General features: G+C 61.3%; 11 protein-coding genes. 1 reads left to right on the top strand and 10 read right to left on the bottom strand.

Translation table 11 applies throughout. The features are described from left to right. Window positions 1-45: 45 nt before the first annotated feature. The 10 genes from P0111_02290 to P0111_02245 form a co-directional block, all read right to left on the bottom strand. Window positions 46-4,890 (bottom strand): multicopper oxidase domain-containing protein, encoded by a 4,845-nt coding sequence (locus P0111_02290; protein ID MDF0642835.1) that lies wholly within the window; start codon window positions 4,888-4,890, stop codon window positions 46-48. 416 nt (window positions 4,891-5,306) lie between these two features. Then, entirely contained in the window at window positions 5,307-6,833 is a 1,527-nt protein-coding gene (locus tag P0111_02285) for a sigma 54-interacting transcriptional regulator (protein ID MDF0642834.1), read from the bottom strand. Window positions 6,834-7,061: 228 nt separating this feature from the next. Further along, window positions 7,062-7,706 carry a CHASE3 domain-containing protein gene (locus P0111_02280; protein MDF0642833.1) on the bottom strand — a complete coding sequence of 215 codons (645 nt, stop codon included), beginning with the start codon at window positions 7,704-7,706 and terminating at the stop codon, window positions 7,062-7,064. Window positions 7,707-7,855: 149 nt separating this feature from the next. Continuing rightward, window positions 7,856-9,145: a nitrate oxidoreductase subunit beta gene (locus P0111_02275; GenBank protein ID MDF0642832.1), complete on the bottom strand. Its 1,290-nt coding sequence runs from the start codon at window positions 9,143-9,145 to the stop codon at window positions 7,856-7,858. A 199-nt stretch (window positions 9,146-9,344) separates the two neighbouring features. Beyond that, complete coding sequence (locus P0111_02270) at window positions 9,345-12,782, bottom strand: molybdopterin-dependent oxidoreductase (protein ID MDF0642831.1); 3,438 nt, start codon at window positions 12,780-12,782, stop codon at window positions 9,345-9,347. 804 nt (window positions 12,783-13,586) lie between these two features. Next, window positions 13,587-14,525: an SUMF1/EgtB/PvdO family nonheme iron enzyme gene (locus tag P0111_02265; protein ID MDF0642830.1), complete on the bottom strand. Its 939-nt coding sequence runs from the start codon at window positions 14,523-14,525 to the stop codon at window positions 13,587-13,589. Window positions 14,526-14,566: 41 nt separating this feature from the next. Continuing rightward, window positions 14,567-15,148 carry a hypothetical protein gene (locus P0111_02260; protein MDF0642829.1) on the bottom strand — a complete coding sequence of 194 codons (582 nt, stop codon included), beginning with the start codon at window positions 15,146-15,148 and terminating at the stop codon, window positions 14,567-14,569. Between the two features lie 59 nt (window positions 15,149-15,207). Further along, on the bottom strand, window positions 15,208-16,209 hold the full coding sequence (locus P0111_02255; protein ID MDF0642828.1) for a zinc-dependent alcohol dehydrogenase family protein: 1,002 nt from the start codon (window positions 16,207-16,209) through the stop codon (window positions 15,208-15,210). 48 nt (window positions 16,210-16,257) lie between these two features. After that, the gene (locus P0111_02250) at window positions 16,258-16,872 is read right to left on the bottom strand and encodes a YceI family protein (protein MDF0642827.1); all 615 of its coding nucleotides are present in this window, start codon (window positions 16,870-16,872) and stop codon (window positions 16,258-16,260) included. Window positions 16,873-16,904: 32 nt separating this feature from the next. Further along, the gene (locus P0111_02245; GenBank protein MDF0642826.1) at window positions 16,905-17,903 is read right to left on the bottom strand and encodes an energy transducer TonB; all 999 of its coding nucleotides are present in this window, start codon (window positions 17,901-17,903) and stop codon (window positions 16,905-16,907) included. A 92-nt stretch (window positions 17,904-17,995) separates the two neighbouring features. Between P0111_02245 and tdh the strand changes: the two genes are divergently transcribed. Then, window positions 17,996-19,030 carry an L-threonine 3-dehydrogenase gene (tdh, locus tag P0111_02240; protein MDF0642825.1) on the top strand — a complete coding sequence of 345 codons (1,035 nt, stop codon included), beginning with the start codon at window positions 17,996-17,998 and terminating at the stop codon, window positions 19,028-19,030. Window positions 19,031-19,064: the final 34 nt, after the last annotated feature.

Genomic DNA, 19,064 nt, shown 5'->3' with positions numbered 1-19,064 from the left:
CCCGGGCCACGGGTTTCCCCCCGTCGATCGCGCCGGCAGATCCGATCAGCGCATCACGGAAGACACAGGACCGATCCGAGGCGGAGTCTCGGAGTCGGCCTGCTTGACCCCCGGACGAATGCTCGATAGGCCTTTGATGCGCTGGTCGCCTGCAGGGAGCACGCGCAGATAGCCCCATTGCCCGGACTGCGAATAGGGCAGCCGCTGGTTGCTCCAGACATAGTCGCCCGGCATTCGGAATGGGCCTCCGGCGCTAGGGAGGAAGGCATCCAGGGTCTCAGACCCTGAGAACTCCACCACGCTGATCATGTCGGCTCCGCGCATGAAGGGCTCGATCGGCCATTCATGACGTTCGACGCTGAACATGCCGTTCTGCTCGTTGCTGGCCCCAAACACGTGGATCCGCACCGGATCTCCGGCATGGGCCTCGATGATCGGGGTCGCAGGATCCTCAGGCTTGTCCACCACGCAGGGCTGGAACACCTTCCCCAGGCTGCACCCGGTGTCCTGGCGGAACCTATAGGGTTCCGCACGGTAGTTGACGGCGGTCAAACCCGCCGTGTTCTGCACGTAGGGCATGAAGCTCGTCCCGATGATATTGTCCTCGTCCTGGAAGAACAGCGCCACATCGCGGTAGTTGACGCGGTGCTCATACCCCTGAATGGTCCGGTCTACGATGACATCGGCCACCCAGCTGTTCTTGGTCGAGATATCTGCACCGGTCTTGGGATCCCGATACTGGGCGCCCTTCGGACCGATCACCACCGCTCCATAGAGTCCGCTCCGAGGATTGAGCATCACATTGCCCCAGTCCCATACCAGCGATGCGGTCTCTCCCAGGAATGGGTCCGCATAGTACGTGTAGGTGCGGCTCTCTCCCGGCGAAACCGTCTGATCGCCGGGATTGTTCCCGACGTTCGCCCCGAGCGAATCTTTGGGGTCGAATGCCAAACCGATGGCGGAGAACGAGGCTCGACCCTCCTTCATCCGGTTGGTCAGTTTGATTTTGAGACAGTCTCCGACATTGGCCCGCAACGTCAGTGGCATCGGCTGCAGCCCGCTGCCAACCCTGGCGACTTCCTCCTCCAACGCGTAGATCTTCGCGTTGGGGTTCACCATTTGGATCGTCCGTTCGAAGTCCACTTCGATCACATCAGGAGCCTTCAGATTCAGCTTCATCGAGGGATAATCCAACGCCGCCACGTTGAAGCTTTTCACCGGAGCGTCCGGCGGACAGACCGGAAGCGGCTGCGGGATGTTGTTCCTGCGGCTGTAGCCGGCCGGCAGCTTCTGCAGGTCCGGCGCTTCTTTATCCAGCACCCGCATGATGCTCCACGCACCTTCCGAGAGCTTGGAGGTGCGGCCGTTGAAGTGGATGTAGTCCCCAGGCTGAAGCCGCGGGCCTCCGGCTTGCGGAACCACGAGATCGTAGCGTTCGGCGATTCCGATATGAATCGAGTTCTTCCGGTTGGCGTCGCCCGCATAGCGTTCGGTCAGATACGTATGGCCGGACAGCGTCCAGACCATCGTTTCGTTCGCCATGGTCTGAAGCAGGCGGAACACCACCGTGTCGCCCAGATACGCGCGCACCATCGGCGTGTAGGGATCGCCGTGAACGGCGCTGCTGAACAGCTTGGACGCATCCGGATTCGACAGCAAGCGGCTGGAGATAGGTTCGGCCTTGAAATTCAAGCCGCCTCCTGTCGTATGAGTCCCGCCGTTGAGGAAGGGCATCGGCGTCATCGGAATATTCTCCGGCATCGGGAACGATACGGTTTTCCCGGCCTCGAGGGCCACCTCGATCGGCTGCCCAGGGGGATTCCCCGCCGTGACGATGTTCACCGTGTGCGGCACGGTGTCATTGAGCTGCACCAGCAACTCGCGGAAGCTGCCGTTGACTCCGTAGCCCACCGGTTCGGCGGTCCGGATGTCGGCCAACGGTCCGCTCCTAATCGGCTTGCCCGTCTTCGGATCGTGATACGTTGAACCGACCGGTTCGATGATGATCGTCCCGAACCCACCGTGCGGCCAGGTCACCCGACCCAACGCGTGATCGTGCCAGAAGACGGTGCCCACGTCGGAGTCCACCCAGAATCGCTGGCGGACGAACTCGACCGTCACGATATCGTTCACCGGATGGTCATTCCTCAAGGGTCGATACAACGTGATCTGGTTTCCCTTGATGGACTTCACGCGTCCGATTTCGTTGCCTCCGACATTGTCCGCACCGATCAGAAGCTCCACGTTCGGATGGTACTGAGCGGCATTCTTGACCGTGATCACCCGCTCGCCCTTCTTGGCGGCCTTGGTGAACGTCGTATTCATCGGCAACGGCAGCCCTTTGTTGACCTTTTTCTGTAACATCGTGAACGGACGCACCGACTGCTCGTACGAAAACCCGGTGATCACACCGTCTGACGATTGGTTGTCGAATTGCAGAAAATGCCAGTGCGTGTTGATCTTCGACGAATGGAAGTTGATATGGTCGTCGTCTTCCCACTCGCTGGTGAGCATCCAATCGATACAATCGTAGATATTCGCCCGCACGACGAGCGGATACTTGATCGCGCTTTTCCGAACCTGAGCCTCTTCCTCGTGCAACACATAAATCAGGCCGTCCTTGTCCTCGATCGCCGGCGTATCGCCCTGCTTGTCGGCGAGCGTCATCGGCGTCTGAATGAAATGCACGTTATACTTCTTGGAGCCTGCGTTCTCCGGACACATGCTCCAGCGCCCGTTCTCTCCCGGCTTTGCCGGATAGGAGCTGGGCGCTCCGTCTTCCTCCAAATGGATCATGTCGAGCCACGGAGACGGATTGTGGTTCTGGGAGAAGGGCACGCGTCGGCCGAAGTGCGGCTTCAGATGCGGCCAGGCGATCTTGCCGGTGGCGCTCTCGAACAGGATCGGCAGTCGCTTGCCGGGTGCCGTCGATTGATATCGCGGATTCTCCACCGTATTCTCCCGCTCAGTCATCGCACGGTCCCCCTGCCACGCCCAATCCAACACGCTGGCGTCGTACGAGTTGGTCTGGCCTCGTTCGTCGTCTTTGTGGCCCGGCTGCCCCTGCGGCGGCAGCTGCATGGCGACCCAATCCTTTACCTGGACCACGGCAGGCAAAGCCTTCCAATCCGTCTTCCCATCCTTGACGATGGTGAACGTCTTGCCGAACCAGTCCACTGTGCGACCGATGAGCTGATCCGATGTCACACCGGCTTGAATACGACCCGTCCGGTCTGGGAGTTCGCGAAGAGCCGGCATCGTATCATTGTGGACCTCCCCTTGCTGCAACGTGTTGTAGACCCGCCAATACCCCCACATGCCGGCGATGTAGTGGTGCGCGACGTGGCAATGGAACAGGAAGTCGCCGGCCAATTGCTGACAGAGGCCCGAGCCGCATTCCGTCTCCAGGTCCATCGTCTCGGACGGACCGATGACCTCGACGTCGACCCGGTCGGACTTGGTCCTGATCACCGGGTACTTGACCGGCCCGTTCTTGGCCGTATGCCACAAGGGCATTTCATCGATCGCGCGCGGGCTGCGCGGCCACCGGATCGACCCGCCATGAGGATGGTGGGAGTGAAAGACCTCCGATCCCCCGTGCACTAAGCGAAACTTGGCCGGATCTCCCAGATAGCTGCGCGGGACGGTGGTCGCCGGATCACCGAACGTATAGGCGCTGTAGGCCATGGATTCGTCTTCGAACCCGAAGTACTCGTGCTGCGTCTGCATGTTGTCGATGCCGAAGGGCTCGCTACGATAGTTGAGGGCGCGAGCCACCGGCCGGTAGACGTCGGTCAACGGATCGCGCTGTGGGAGAAAATCGCCCTTCTTGTTCAGCGGCCTGAAGGCCTCGTCGCCGACTTCGTGATACATCAGCACAAATTCACGAAAATCCGGACCGGTGCCGTTCTTGATGATCGCCTGCCATCCGCTGGCCATCGGCGTCGGATCGCCGCTGCCGATCGGATCCAGGTACTCGGATCCCTTCGGTTCGACGACGAAGGCCCCGAACAGGCCCATCACCGTCAACTCGCGATCATTGCTGTAGGAATGGAACTGGCGCCCGCCCTCCTGTTGCGTCGGCGGGATATACCATTCGAACTCCGCGGCCTTGCCTTGAGCCACCACACTGTCCGGGTTCGTCGTCGTCGCCGGCTGACCGGTCGACGCGACCACCATGCTGGATCCATGGATATTGAGACTGACTTCCTCCCCACCCTCGAGTTGATTGCGCAGCGTCATCTTGACGCAGTCTCCTTGATTGCCCCGGATCACCAGCGGCTGAATCCACTGACTCTGCAATCCGTTTTTGACGGCCCCGGGATCGTAGCCGTCCTTTTCGCGGGCCGCGCGATTCGCGGCTTCCTCTTCGCGCACATGCTCGATGTTCTCGGTCAACACGTACATGTAGCCTGGGTAATAGTCGAGCCACATGTTGAGCGAAATCTCGACGTTGATCGCCGAAACGTCGTACTTCCGGACCGGCGCGGCCGCTGGGCAGCGCCCGCCTCCCGTCTGCACGGGCTCGGCGCCTGAGTCGGATATCAGCAGCACGTCCTGGTTACCGGCGCCGTATTGGTGCATCATATTCACGTTGTTGAAATACCCGCTCGCCCGTTGCGCCTCGGCGTCGCGTTCCATCTGCTCCATGATGCGATGATGCTGGCGTTCGACCATCGCCGTGCGGTCCGGACGACCCTCCATCGTGTCCTCGACGATCGTCTGGCCTTTCAATCGTTCAGCCCACGCGGCCGTCGTCGGTGCACCCTCATTCTCATGATGGGTATCATGAGTGGTGGATTGAGCCTCCGCGTCGTTGCCCGCCAGAATCAGAGTCACCGCGCACAGAATTCCTGCCCACGAACGATACTGCGTACCACGCCTCTGCATGATAGTTTCCCCTCTCAAGAGTTTGGATCACACGTCTGGCCGAAACGGCCACAATTTTGCTCTACCGGTGGATGCCCTCGGCCAGGTCACGCCGCGATCCCGCGGCGCCGTCGGAGCCTCGAAACTGGTCTACGGAAGCGCGTACAGGTGGATGCCGTATTCGAGGTTCTTCGGATTACTGTCCCTCTCTGATGACGGCTCCGCCGTCCGAGCAGAGAACATGGCAATATCGTCGGCCTGCACAACGAATCGCAGGGAGCAACAGGCATGCCGAAGATGCGGCGGCGGGAGATCGACGAATTCCTCCGAGTATTCAAAGGAAGCAGGGCGCCCGCTTTCGCGAGAGCCGGAATGGACGGGGAGACGATCGCGAAATGTCACGGAGATCCGCGAGCAGTCGCGGATTGCTGGACCGCTTAGACCAAGGGAAGATTGACGGGTCGGCTGAGTCCGAGTTTCTTCATGCGGCTTCGGAGGGTGCTGGGATTCATCCCGAGCTGCGCCGCCGCTCCGTACGTCCCATAGATCCGCCAATGCACGGACTCCAGCACGCGCAGGATGTGACGTCGCTCGACGTCGACGAGGTTGGATGTCGATTCAGCCTCGCCGCCTCCCGTGGCCAGGGCCTGGGGTTCAATGGTGACGACGGGCGTGCGCGCCAAGATGACGGCCCGTTCGATCACATTCTGCAGCTCGCGCACATTGCCGGGCCAGGAATAGCCCGTGAGGCGCGACATCGACTCCGCGCTCAACTCCAACATCGGGCGTTTCAATTTTGCCCGATAGGCCTCAAGAAAATGTCGCGCGAGAAGCGGGATGTCTTCTCGCCGCTCCCGCAGCGGCGGTAAGGTGATGGGAAACACGTGCAGCCGATAGTACAAGTCCTGGCGAAACCGTCCTTCGTTGACGGCGGTGACCAGATCCGAATTCGTCGCGGCGACGATGCGGACGTCGACTGGAACAGGGTGCGTGCCGCCGACACGGTCCACCAACCCGTCCTCAAGGACGCGGAGCAGCTTGGCCTGGGCTTCGAGCGGCATCTCGCCGATTTCGTCCAAAAAGAGCGTGCCGCCGTTGGCCAGCTCAAAGCGACCCGCGCGCCGTTGGTCTGCGCCGGTAAACGCGCCTCGCTCGTGGCCGAACAGCTCGCTTTCGACCAAGCCCATCGGAAGCGCCGCGCAATTCACGCGAACGAACGGTTTGTCCCGGCGGACACTCAGCTCATGGATGGCCCGCGCCATGAGTTCCTTTCCCGTGCCGGTCTCCCCGGTGACCAGCACCGTGGTGCCGGTCGATCCTACGGCCTCCGCCTGCATCAGGGCGGTTCGGAACGGCGCGCTCAACCCCACCATCGCGCCGAAGTTGTGCGTGAGCTTCAGCTCCTCGACCAGGTATTCGTTTTCGCGGGCCAGCTGATGCCGCAGCCGATCGATCTGTTCGTACGCCTGGACATGGTCGATCGCGTATGCGATCTGAGTGGCCACGTGCTGAAGGAATTCCAGATCTGTGGGGTCAGGATCCCCGCATTCCACGCTGCCGATGTTCAACGTTCCGATACAGGCGTTGCCCACCATGAGCGGCGAGTTGATCATGCGGCCCAATCCCTCGCGCAGGTAGTAGTCGTCCTCAAGAAACAGCCGTTGACGCCGGAGGTCCGGGCGGACGTGGCTGGTCCGATTCTCGTGTACCCACCCCACGGCGCTACCGACCTTGGGAATGACCGCGTCACGCGGCAACTCCCGATGCGGCAATGTCGTTTCCACGGCGTAGAACCTGAACGAATCGCTGTCAGGATTGTACAGGGTGACGCCGGCCCGCTCCCACGGCAGAACCTTTCTGATCTGCTCGGTGATGGCGCGCCAGAGGCTGTCCGTGTCGCGCTGGGAATTCAGCACATTGGTGACGGCGAGCAATGCGCGATAGCTTTCATCGTGATTCCGCATCCGCGTCTCTCCGCGACTAGAAAGGCTCCCTTCGGAGCCTCGTTGAACAGGATACGTGAGCCCTTCGCCCGAGCGCAAGGCGGGAGCGCGTACGGTGTCGAATCGTGCGATCCGGCGCTTGACTTCCCGGACGTTGACCTTTGCTCGATTGCCGATTCTCTCACCGGAGTCGCAATCGAACCCCACGGCGATCGGCCCGCGACAGACCGGACCACGACTCGTCCCGCTTCACGTCTCCACTCGGCGGGGAACGGCAAAGACGACCGACAGCAGTTTCATGATGAGCAGGCCGACGACCACGGCGCCGGCCTGAGCCGCCACGAGCTGCCACATGACCTGCCTCCATGGTCCGGATTGAGATAGGTCCGCCTCGCCGAACTCCCGCTCGATCTTGGCATCCAAATCGTCGAACACGTGGGTAATCGTCTGGGCCAGCGCCACGCCCTCCCCGCTGCGAACATAGCTGAGGACTTCTTCCTGCTGACCCGATCCGATCATGAACGTCAGCCGGCGTTTCGTCTCGACCAATTCTTCCAAACGCCGCTTGAGCACCTGGACGCCCCCCTGAAGCGGCGGAGTCTTCTCCGTCAGCTCGGTCAACCGCTCCAACGCGCGCGAAATTTCCGCTTCGGCCGCCACCACCGGCACGAGGAACACGCTCTGCCGCATCAGCGCGTATCCGCGAAACCCGCTGTCGATATCGGTCGCCAGCCGCCGAAGCTGCAGAACTTGCACCGTGATCGCATTGCGGAGTTCCTGCGTGTCGGAAGCCTCGTGCCACTGCTTGAGCATATAGGCTTGCTCCGCTGCAAAAAACAGCAGAAGGAGGAGGCCCGTGCCAAGGTACGCCCAGACTGTGCTCCGTCGTTGCACCGCGCCCTTCCTTCCGATCCCAAGCTCCGCACCGTACGAGGTCATCCGGGGCGGGGCTGATAGACGAAGGGCAGAGTCTTGCGATGCAGACTCTGCCCTTCCGTGCTCGACCGCCCGCGGACCGGAGTCCGCGGGCTTGCCGGGCCGGCCTACAGCCAGTTCACCCGTTCGGCGGGTCTGACATAGATCGGCTCTTCGACCTGAATGCGCGCCACTTCCTTGCCCGACTTGTTGAAGCCCAGCACGGTATCGTTGTACATCTCGAACCGCTTGCCGTGAATCTGGGTCTCAAACACCTTCGGGCCCGGAATGACGTCATACCGGAAGACGATCTGCTGGCTGGCTCTCCAGAGCTGGAGGACCGCCAACAACTCCCGGCTCGGCACCAGATACTTCTCAATGGCATTGTCCACGCCCGGGCCGAACATCTGCCGGGCATAGCCCCGCGGGCTGTGCCGCGGCGGAATGTAGTAGCCATTGGGCTCCGTGCCCCACTGCGGATACAAGGGCAGCGCCACCTGCTCCACCCGAATGGTGTAGTACAGGGGGTGCCACCGATCCTCCGCCCACAGGCCGTCCTCGCCGATGCGCACCAGGCTCTGCATGCGGATCTTCCCCACGCAGGCCGCCATACAGCGCGTTTCCATCGGCTCGCCGCCCGTCAGCGGGTCCTTCCCCTCGATCCGGGGATAGCACGCAATGCACTTCTCCGACACCCGGGTCGTCCCCCGGTACATCGGCTTCTTGAACGGACACTGCTCCACGCACTTCTTGTACCCCCGGCACCGGTTCTGGTCGATCAACACGATGCCGTCCTCCGGCCGCTTATAGATCGCCTTGCGCGGGCAGGCGGCCAAACAGCCGGGGTAGGTGCAGTGATTGCAAATCCGCTGCAGGTAGAAGAAGAACGTCTCGTGCTCCGGCAGCGAACTGCCGGACAGCCGCCACGGCTCATCGCGCGAGAACCCCGACCGATCAATGCCCTCCACCAACGAGCGCATCGAGGTCGCCGTGTCCTCGTAGATGTTCACGAAGCGCCATTCCTGGTCCGTCGGAATGTACCCAATCGCCGCCTGGCCCACCTTGGCCCCCGCGTCAAAAATGGTCATCCCTTCGAACACCCCGTAGGGCGCATGGTGCTTGCGGCCCACCCGCACGTTCCACACCTGCCCCCCCGGGTTCACTTGCTCGATCAACTGCGTGATCTTCACGTCGTAGAACTGCGGATACCCCCCGTACGGCTTGGTCTCCACGTTGTTCCACCACATGTATTCCTGGCCCTTCGAAAACAGCCAGGTCGACTTGTCCGCCATCGAACACGTCTGACACGCCAAACACCGGTTGATATTGAACACAAAGGCAAACTGCCACTTCGGATGCCGCTCCTCATACGGATACAGCATCTTCCGTCCCAGTTGCCAGTTATAGACTTCTGGCATTGTGAATCCTCCTTGGGGGACTGGTTACAGGTTTGCTTTTGAACCTGTTGCCTCTCCCCATTCTCGTTCGTTCATTTCGGCTTACACGCCGACAGGCAGGCGAGCATGTCACTACGTCGATCCTTCTTAGCATGCTCACTTCATTGGGTACGGGGACGGGCTCCGTTTCGCGGACGAAACGGAGCCCGTCCCGTCAGCCTTACACCTTGATCTTGATGTGCTCACCTTTGAGCCACTTGATCATGAACTCGTTCTCCTGTCCCGGGGTGAAGCCGGTGCGAACCGGTTCCCACGGGCCCCGCGCGCCGATGCCGCCGTCTTCCGCCTTGGTGATGCGGATCAGACATTCCTTCGGCGTCGTATTGACCGCGTGGTGGTCGATCGCATAGCCCCACTTGAACTTCCAGGCAATCGCATGTTTGCCCGGGAGGGAGTCGGTCTGGTGCATCGGCATCAGCCACGACCGGGTAAAGGACTGTTGGGCCCCATACCGGAAGTTGGACTGATAGCCGGTGTCCACCGCGATGGCCCGACCGTCCGGCCGAGTCTCGTGGCCCTTCACCGACTTCGCCGTCGACACGTACGGGGCGTGCTTCGCCATCGTCACGTGGTACGGATAGGCCGGGTTGTACTTCGCCCGGATCATCAAGCGCGCGACCTTGTAGAACGGATCCGAGGGTTTCCAGCCGCGATAGGGCCGGTCCACCGGGTTGCCGTCCACATAGACGTAGTCGCCGTCGTTGATGCCGCGGTCTTTGGCCGCCTGCGGGTTGATGTGCAACTGGTGCTCGCCGACGCCCGGCGTCCGCTTGTCCATGCGGTACGGATCGCCGAAATTCGACTCGTAAATCTGCACCCAGTCGTTCACCGACCACTGGCTGTGCACCCGGTGCCGGGTCTTCGGGGTCACGCAGTAGAACTGGTAGCCCTTCTCCCACAACGGGTTGGCATGTTGCTTGATTTCCGACCAGGGCAGCTTGATGTTGCGCACCGTCTTGTCGTCATGGTGCTGCGCCGTGATCGGAATGCCGTAGTCGTCCGGTCGGACGTACGGGTTGGTTGTGAAGATCGAGTTCGGCAGATACGGGGTCGCCTCCGGGCCTTCCCGGTGCACGATGAAGTTTTCCCCGTACTCGATCGCCTCCGGCTCCACACGATAGGTCTCCAACCGTCCGGATCGCGTCCACTGCGGCTTGCTCTCGTTGACCTCTTCCCAGAGCGGATGGCGGGGATAGGTCCGCACCATGACCATCCAGCCCTTCTCCGACTTCAGCATCACGTCGGCGCTGTAGCCGTACAACGTGCTTGAGGCGTCGAGCACGCGCTGCGCGTAGACATCGACGCGGTTCTGATACACGAAGTGGAAGACATCCTTCATGCGCGTCTCACCGGTCATGTCCGACATCTTGGCCGCCACCCCGGCGAACGTATCCAGGTCATTGCGGGTGTCGTACAGCGGCCGGATGCCGCCCTTCCAGAGCTGAATCCACGGATTCGACACCGTCGCCGTCATTTCCGGATAGGTGAATTCCATCCAGGAGTTGCAGGCAAAGGCGATGTCGGCGTGGTTGACGTCCGAGGTCATCTCGATGTCCTGGGTCACGATCATCTCGATGTTCGGATCCACGTTGCGCACCATGTCATAGTGGTGTTTGGAATTGTTGAGAATGTTGACGTTGACGACCCACCGGACCTTGCTCGGGCTCGGCATGTGGGTCTTGCCCGTGAACACCTTGCGTCCGTACTTCGGCGTGTTGACGATCAGGGCGGTGTCGCCATGGTTCCAGTAGCCCGGCTCTTCGCCGTAGTAGTAGGACTTGTATTTGATTTCCTTCCCGTGCGCGTTCGGATCCAGATTCGAGTGCCACGGGTCTTCCGCCAAATGGACCCCGGATCCCGCTCCGGACCAAGGCGTGGCATTCCAAATCCCCACCTTGTAATTACCGGACCACGTGTGGCATCCGCTGCCGAATTTCCCGATGTTGCCGGTCAGAATGAGCACGAGCGCCGCCGCCCGTCCCATCGATGTCATGTGGAAATAGTGGCAGACGCCTTCGCCGTTGTGGATCGCGGCGGGCTTGATCGTGCCCGAGTCCCGTGCCCAGCGAACGATCAGGTCCTTGGGCGACCGGTTGATCTGATGCACGGTGTCGAGATCGTAGTCTTGGAAGTGCACCATGTAGAGTTGGTAAATCGGCGCGACGTCGACTTCGCGGCCATTAACCAGCTTCACGCGATACGTCCCTGTGAGCGCCGCGTCGATACCTGCCTCGTTGAAATGCCATCCCACCTGTTCGCGGTGGAGCGGCACCGCCTGCTTCTTGTTGAGATCCCAGACCATCATGCCGCCCAGCCGCTGGATGTACTCGGGCTTCAGACCCTGAATACGCCCCGAATACGACTTGCTGAAATCGGGGAGCGCATAGTCGGCGATGACGTCGCGCGGATCCAAGTACTGCAAGGTATCGGTCCGCACCAACAGCGGCATATCCGTGTACTGTTTCAGAAAATCGATGTCCTGCAGATTCTCCTCGACGATGATCCGGCTGGCGCCGAGGAACAAGGCGCCGTCCGTCTCGGGACGAACCGGAATCCAGTAGTCGGCCCGCTGGGCCGTCGGATTGTACTCCGGTGTGATGACCACAAGACGCGCGCCGCGCTCGATGGATTCGAGCTTCCAGTGCGCTTCCGGCATCTTGTTCTCGACGAAGTTCTTGCCCCAACTGGTGTTCAGCTTGGAGAAGCGCATGTCTGAGAGGTCGGTATCGCAGTTCTGGGTGCCGTTCCACCACGGTTGGGAGGGATCCTGGTCGCCGTGCCACGTATAGTTGTTCCAGTAGCGGCCGCCCTGCGCCTGCTCCGGGCTGACTTTTCTGATCCAGGCATCGAGCAACGCCAGAACGCTGTTGTTGAACCGGGTATTGCCGTGCTTGCCCAGCAAGCCGAGAATCGGCATGCCGGCGCGATGTTTGAAGCAGCGGGTACCAGCCCCTTTCATCATTTCGATCATTTCCGGCGCGTACCCCTGCTCGCGCAGGCGTCTGGCCCCGGCTTCGCCGCTGTACCGAGTCCCGATCAGAATCAGACCCTTGGCCGCGTAGGTGAAGGCCGTATCCCAGGAGACCCGGATCATGTCGTCGAGAAAACGACTGTCGAACTTGTACTTCCGTTTCGTCTCCGGCGTCAGTTCCGGTGAGCCGTCGTCCATCCACTGCTTCCAGCCCTTCCGCATCAAGGGCCCCTTCAACCGATAGGGGCCGTACACGCGACGATGGAACGTGAATCCCTTCAAGCACATGCGTGGATTGTGCGCAAAGGTGCCGCGGTTGCCGTAGAGATCTTCGTAGGTTTGATGGTCGTAGTTCTGCTCCACCCGCATGACCACGCCGTTCCGGACGAACGCCCGAATTCGACAGGCATGGGTATCGTTGGGAGAGCAGACCCAGGTAAACGAGGAATCGTAGCGGTATTGATCGTGATACACCCGCTCCCAGGAGCGGTCCGGATAGTCGCCCAGCGGATTCCCGACTTCGATGACCGGCTGCAACGCCGTCAACGCCAGGACCTTGTCCGCCACCGCGACCGCGGCGACGGTGCCCGCCGAGATCTTCAGAAACTGTCGACGTGAGAAAAACATGAGGACGTCCTCCTTGCTCAAGAAAATAAGAAGCCCGATGATATGCGTCCCTGCATGTCGAGATACTTCTCGAACTCCACCTCCTTTCTCTCCACCGATTGCGGACAGATCAAGCCTGTTGTCGGTGAAGCCGTCGATCCAGACTTGGCAACTCTCATACCACCGTCTGTGCGCGAGATTTCATTTCAAACCTGATGACAACCCTCGGTGAAAGCTGTGGATGCGCGCGATGTGCGGCAGCGCACCGGCCAGATACACAGCGACATTGCGTGATTCTCGTCACGACAACCGCGAGACTTCGCGGTCGTGTGTTATTGAGTCAGAGAGAAGAATCGGGATGCCCCGTCAGAAGGCCGAATGTCTTCCGGGGTGAGCCTGACCTCCCGCGCCAGTCAGCGTCAGGGAACATGACGCGGGAGCGAGTTGACGAGGATCGTCCCGACCATCATTGAGAAGATCCGTGCCGGCGAAATCACCTGCGACGGACCGTTGAAGTGTGAGGCGAGCGGCTAGTGTTGCGTCCCAGAAGTTCGTTCGTGGCGAGCCTGTCGAACCATGAACGAGACTCTTTGAAAGTGGGCGCCCTTCGACCGGCTCAGGGTGAACGGATTATTACAGGAACTTACGGGACACCACACTAGGCGGAGGGATCAGATAGGGATATGACTAACTCAGGGAGGTCTGCTTACGACTCTCAGAGGATGACCCCAATGCGCGCGGGCCGATGCTCGCGAAGTAGGCTTCGTGAAAATGGCCCGAGGGCCGTCCGTTCGTACCGAACGCCTGTGCCCGGAAGGGCCGCCGTCAGCGGAGGCCGGTCTGCTGGGGCTTGGCGTCGGACGGCTCCTGTGTCTCCTTGACATCGCGCGCGCAACGGAATCCGAGCCAATTCATCGCGGTCTTGGGCTCCGTGCCGTTGCGCTGCGACACCCTCACGCTGGGCGTGCTGTCAATCCAGCCGCCGCCTCGAAAGCCCCGTTGCGTCCCAGTGTCCGGCCCTTTGGGATTCCGGTCCGGAGCCGTCTTGTAGTAATCCTTGTCGTACCAATCGGCAACCCATTCGGCGACGTTTCCGACCATCTGGAAGGCTCCGTAAGGGCTGGTCGCGTTGTCGTACTTGTCGACCGAGATGATCGGCGGGTAGAGAATCAGCCGCTCGGGCCGGTCTCGGACCGGACCCGAAAGCCCGGTCCTGCCGAAATTGGCGCGAGAGAGCCCGGCCATCTCGTTGCCCCAAGGGTAAATCCTTCCGTCGTCCCCTCGGGCGGCCTTCTCCCACTCGGCCTCGGTCGGGAGCCGCTTGCCGGCCCAGCGGCAATACGCGTCGGCGTCGAACCAGGTCACGTGCATGACCGGATGGTTCGCCATGGTCTCCTGAAAGTTGCCTCCATCGTACTGCCAGTCGATCAAGGGATCTCGATTCATGACCAGCACGAACTTGAGGAATTGGACGGTGGTGACTTCGAATTTGTCGATGTCATACGCGTCAAGATAGACCTGCCGCTGAGGAAATTCGGGTTGATAGGCGTTCCGGTCGACTTTTTTGTTGCTCCCCATCAGAAACGGACCGGCTGGTATCCTGATCATCTCGTCATGAGCCGGCAACTTGATTCGTTCGGCGGCCAGCGCTTTCCCCTCCCGCGTCCATTCCCGCTTCACATCGGCCACGTCCAAGGCGAGCGAGACCCCCACGAACGCTCCCCAGATCGCGATTGCAGCACAGGACACGATTCCGGCCCTCACGATACGACCTCCATGTGTTCCGCCCCCACCGCGCGGTGCCCTCACGGGACTTGGCTCGGGAGCTCCTTCTGGAATTCTTCGAGCGGGTGAAAATTGAGCGGTAAATTGAATAGATAGTCCGAGACCGACCGCAGCTTGACGTGCTGGTACTCGACGATCCAGCTGCCGTCCTTCTTCGCCAGCTTCATGGGAAAGTGGATGTCCGTCGCGACCCACTGATAGTAGTTTTCGATTCGCTCTCCATGCTTGGTGGTCACTTCGTACAAGACCGTCGGATGGCCCTCACGGATTTCCGTGCCGATCTCCTGCCGGGAGATTTCTCCATCCAGTTTTTCCGTCACGCGCAGGTCCTGGTCCGGATCGTACGGCACCTCCTTGAAGTGCTTCATCCTGGACAACAGGAGCCAGACGACCTGCTTGTCTTTCCTAACGATGCTCACGTTGACCGGACCCATCGAATGATGTTCGATGCGCCACATCTGGTCGCGATAATAAATGAAGGATTTGTGGGTTCGGCCGTCGATTTTGGTCAGTTGATCGGCCGTGAACTCCAATGCCGCGGCGGGGTGCCCTGCCCCCGCCCAGATCCCTAGCGCCAAGCCGACTACCATTACTCGCCGCATCGCCTCATCCTAGCACAGCGCGTGACCGTTCAGCCTGTGCGGTCACCGAGTCGGTCGATTCATCGAACGGTCAAGACCCCTGCCCCCGCAATGGTCCCTGCCTTGAGCGCCTGCAGCGCGTGATTCGCCTCTTCCAAGCGGAATTGCCGGCTGCGCGGCCGGATCGGGATCGCGGCCGCCTCCCGCAGCAGTTCCATGGCATCCTGCCTCGTATTGGCCGTGACGCTTCTGATCACCCGTTCGCCGAAGAGGTCCCGGTCGTAGTCGAGTGGCGGAAACGGCGACATGTGAATCCCCGCCAGCGCCACTGTGCCGCCGCGCTCGAGCGCCCGCAACGCCGGCGGCACCAATTCACCGGCCGGAGCGAAGATGATCGAGCCGTGCAAGGCGACGGGTGGAGGCTCCGCCGCACCACCAACCCATCGGGCGCCCAGTTCACGGGCCAAGCGTCGGTGTTCCGGCTTCAATGAACACACGTAGACCTCACAACCCCAATGGAGGGCGATCTGAATGGCGATATGGGCGGATGCGCCGAATCCGTACAGCCCCAGGCGCTGCCCCGGTTGAATCCCGCTCAACCGCAGGGCACGGTAGCCGATAATTCCGGCGCACAAGAGGGGTGCCGCCTCCTCGTCGCTGAATGTCTCCGGAATCGGATAGCCGAAGGAGGACGGGACCACGGCATATTCGGCGTACCCACCCGGCACCTGATACCCCGTGAATCGGGCGCCGAGGCAGAGATTTTCACGTCCGCTTCGGCAGAAGTCGCAGGATCCGCAGATCCCCTGAAGCCAGGCGATGCCGACCCGCTCGCCGACCCGCCGTCCGTTGACGGTGGAACCCATCCGCTCCACGACGCCGACCGCCTGATGCCCCGGGATCAGCGGCAAGGCCGGGTCCGTCAGTTCTCCCTCGATGACGTGCAAATCGGTGCGACAGATCCCACAGCACCGGATCCGCACCAGGAGATCCTCGGGACCGGGTTCCGGCATGGGGACATCAAGACAGACGAGCGGACTACTCTCCACAGCCGCGGTCCTGTTCAGGATCATCGCTTTCATCGTCGTCGTCTTGGAAGGGGGTTCGGAGAGGTCAGACGCGAGACCGCCTCAGAGCTTCTCTTTAATGCACTCGATATCGAGCTTGATGAGGACCTCGTCTCCCACGACCAGACCGCCGCTGTCGAGGGTTTTGTTCCACACCATGCCGAAATCCTTTCGATTGACCTTTCCTTCACCGGTAAAGCCTGCGCGCTGGTTACCCCAGGGATCTTTGGTCGCCCCGTTGAAATTTCCGGTCAGTGTGATCTCCTTCGTCACGCCCCGCACGGTCAGATCTCCGACCGCCGTATACCCATCGCCCGCCTTCTTGGCGCTTTTCATCCGGTAGGTGACGAGGGGAAACTTCTCGACATCGAAGAAATCGGGGTTCCGCAAATGCGCATCGCGCTTTTCATGATTGGTATTCACGGAAGCGGCCTTGATCGTCGCTTCGATGGTCTTGATCGTACCGGCCTCTGCGTCCATCTCGATGAATCCCGTATAGTCCATGAATCGTCCGGTCGTCTTTGAAATCACCATGTGCGACACACGAAATTCGATCGTCGAATGCTCGGGATCCACGTTCCATCGTGCCGTCTCGGCATGGACGGACAACGGGACGCTGAGGAACAGCACCGTCATGAGAGCCGCGGAGCCGCGCGTCATCTTCTTCCCACTCACCATCGATTGATCCTTTCTGTAGATATGAGGACGGATTACTTCTTGACCCCTCCGCCTGGAGCGTCGGGGCGGCCGGCGGATGGATTCGTCACCGACTGGACCTCACGCTGTTTCGGCTTGGCTCCCGTCCGCATTCGAACGTGGACATCCACCGCCTCATCGCCTAATTCATCGGGAAAGGGCGGGAACGGCTGCGCATTGACGATGGCATAAATCCCCGCCTCGTCGATTTCACGGGCGCCGGAGCCCTTCTCGATCTCGATCAGCTGGGCACGGCCGTTCGGAAACAGTTGGAAATGCACCCTGACCGTTTCGCCGCTTGGCCCGCGCCTCATCTCACGAACCTGCCGGGCCCAACTGCGGCTCACCAGGTGGCTCACATGTTGCCAATAGGCCCGTCCTTGGCCGGGATCCGCAAGAGGCATCAGATCTTCTTCGGCCAAGGCTTCTCCGGTCACGCGAATCGCATCAGGCTGCACTTCGTCAGCGATCAGATCGACGACCAGCGGCTCCTCCGGCTTGATCGGCGGCGGATCGACGCTGTCCGGCGGCGCTTCCTGATGGTTCAGGGTTACATAGACGACCCGCCGCATGAATCGCTCGAATCTGTCTTGCCGAAAGCGCGCAAAGCTGACCTGAATCCGCGCGGCTTTGGGGCGAACCGACGTCCGGCTCATCGGCATCGGCTCCAGCGTGACGGTCGTCTTGAGGGTCATTGAGTCCCCCTCCGGATCGAGCGTCGCGGTTTGGGATTCAAAGAGGACCGACTCGCAGATGGCCACCACGGGGACGGAACTCTGGACGACTCCCCCGAGAGTGATGTCGAGAGTCAGCGGCTTGCCGGATTGCAGGTCGCCTCCTGAGCCGGACTGGCTGAGATCAAAACGGGTCCAGCGTTTGGCCGGACTGGCAGGGGCAGGTGACGGAGAGGTCGCAGCTGGAGCGGCTGAGTCGGCGGGCGTCGCGGTCGCGGGCAGCCCGCTTGCACACAATGCGGTCACGAGGACCAGGCCCCTGCGAAGCAACGCGGCCATGATCGCATCCTACCCATGGCGCAGAGTCGGGCGCAACCCGTTTTTTCCGGATCGGTTAGGCATCCTTGTTCGATTCGGAGTAAGATAGTCGCATGCGGGCCCTCCTCAAGCGTGAAGCGAAACCGGGCCTCGAGTTGACGACTTGTCCAGATCCCACCCCCGGGCCAACCGACGCCGTCGTCCGTGTGCGGGCGACCTCGCTGTGCGGGACCGACGCTCACATTTACAACTGGGATCCCTGGGCGCACAGCCGAATTCATCCTCCGCGCATCATCGGCCATGAAATGTGCGGTGAGGTCGTGGCGATCGGAGCCGACGTCACGCTGGTGGACGTCGGCGACTATGTGGCGGCCGAATCGCACCTGACCTGTGGCCGCTGCTTTCAGTGCCGGACGGGACAGGCGCACGTCTGCCGGAACTATCGGATTCTCGGCGTGGACCGGGACGGGTCGTTTGCGGAGTACGTGGTTCTCCCCGAGAACGTCCTGTGGAAAACCGCCTCCACCGTGCCCCCGGAGCTCGCGTCGGTTCAGGAACCCCTCGGCAATGCCGTCGATGCCGCCCTGGCCGAAGACCTCACGGGTCACACGGTGCTCATCACCGGATGCGGACCGACAGGATTGTTCGCGGCGGCTGTCGCGCGCACGGCAGGGGCGGCCACCATCATTGCATCGGACGTCAGTGAGTATCGTCTGGCTCTGGCCAAACAGGTCGGTGTCGATCATGTGCTGAATGCCGGGACCGAGGCCCCGAACAAGCTGGCCGCGAGCATCCAGGACATCACCGCCGGTGAAGGAGTCGATGCGTCGCTTGAAATGTCGGGAGATCCGAGCGCCCTGCATCTGGCATTCGGAGCGGTCAAGAACGGGGGACGCGTCACCCTCTTCGGGATCCCCACCGGGCCGATCACCTGCGATCTGGCGAACGAAATCATTTTCAAAGGGATCCGCGTGCACGGCATCACAGGCCGGCGTCTCTTCAGTACGTGGTATCGGCTCGCCGGACTGTTCAAGGCCGGTCTCAACATCAAGCCGGTCATCACCCATACGTTCCCCATGAGCGGATTCGCGCAGGGGTTCGAATTGATGCGTTCCGGCCGGTGCGGCAAGGTGGTGTTGCTGCTGTAGCAACCGCACAATTCCTTTCAGGCCGGCCTCGTCT

It is taken from the genome of Nitrospira sp. (assembly GCA_029194535.1).
Lineage (GTDB): Bacteria > Nitrospirota > Nitrospiria > Nitrospirales > Nitrospiraceae > Nitrospira_C.
Note: the sequence above shows the minus strand (reverse complement) of the source record. Positions and strands in the feature narration are given on the sequence as shown.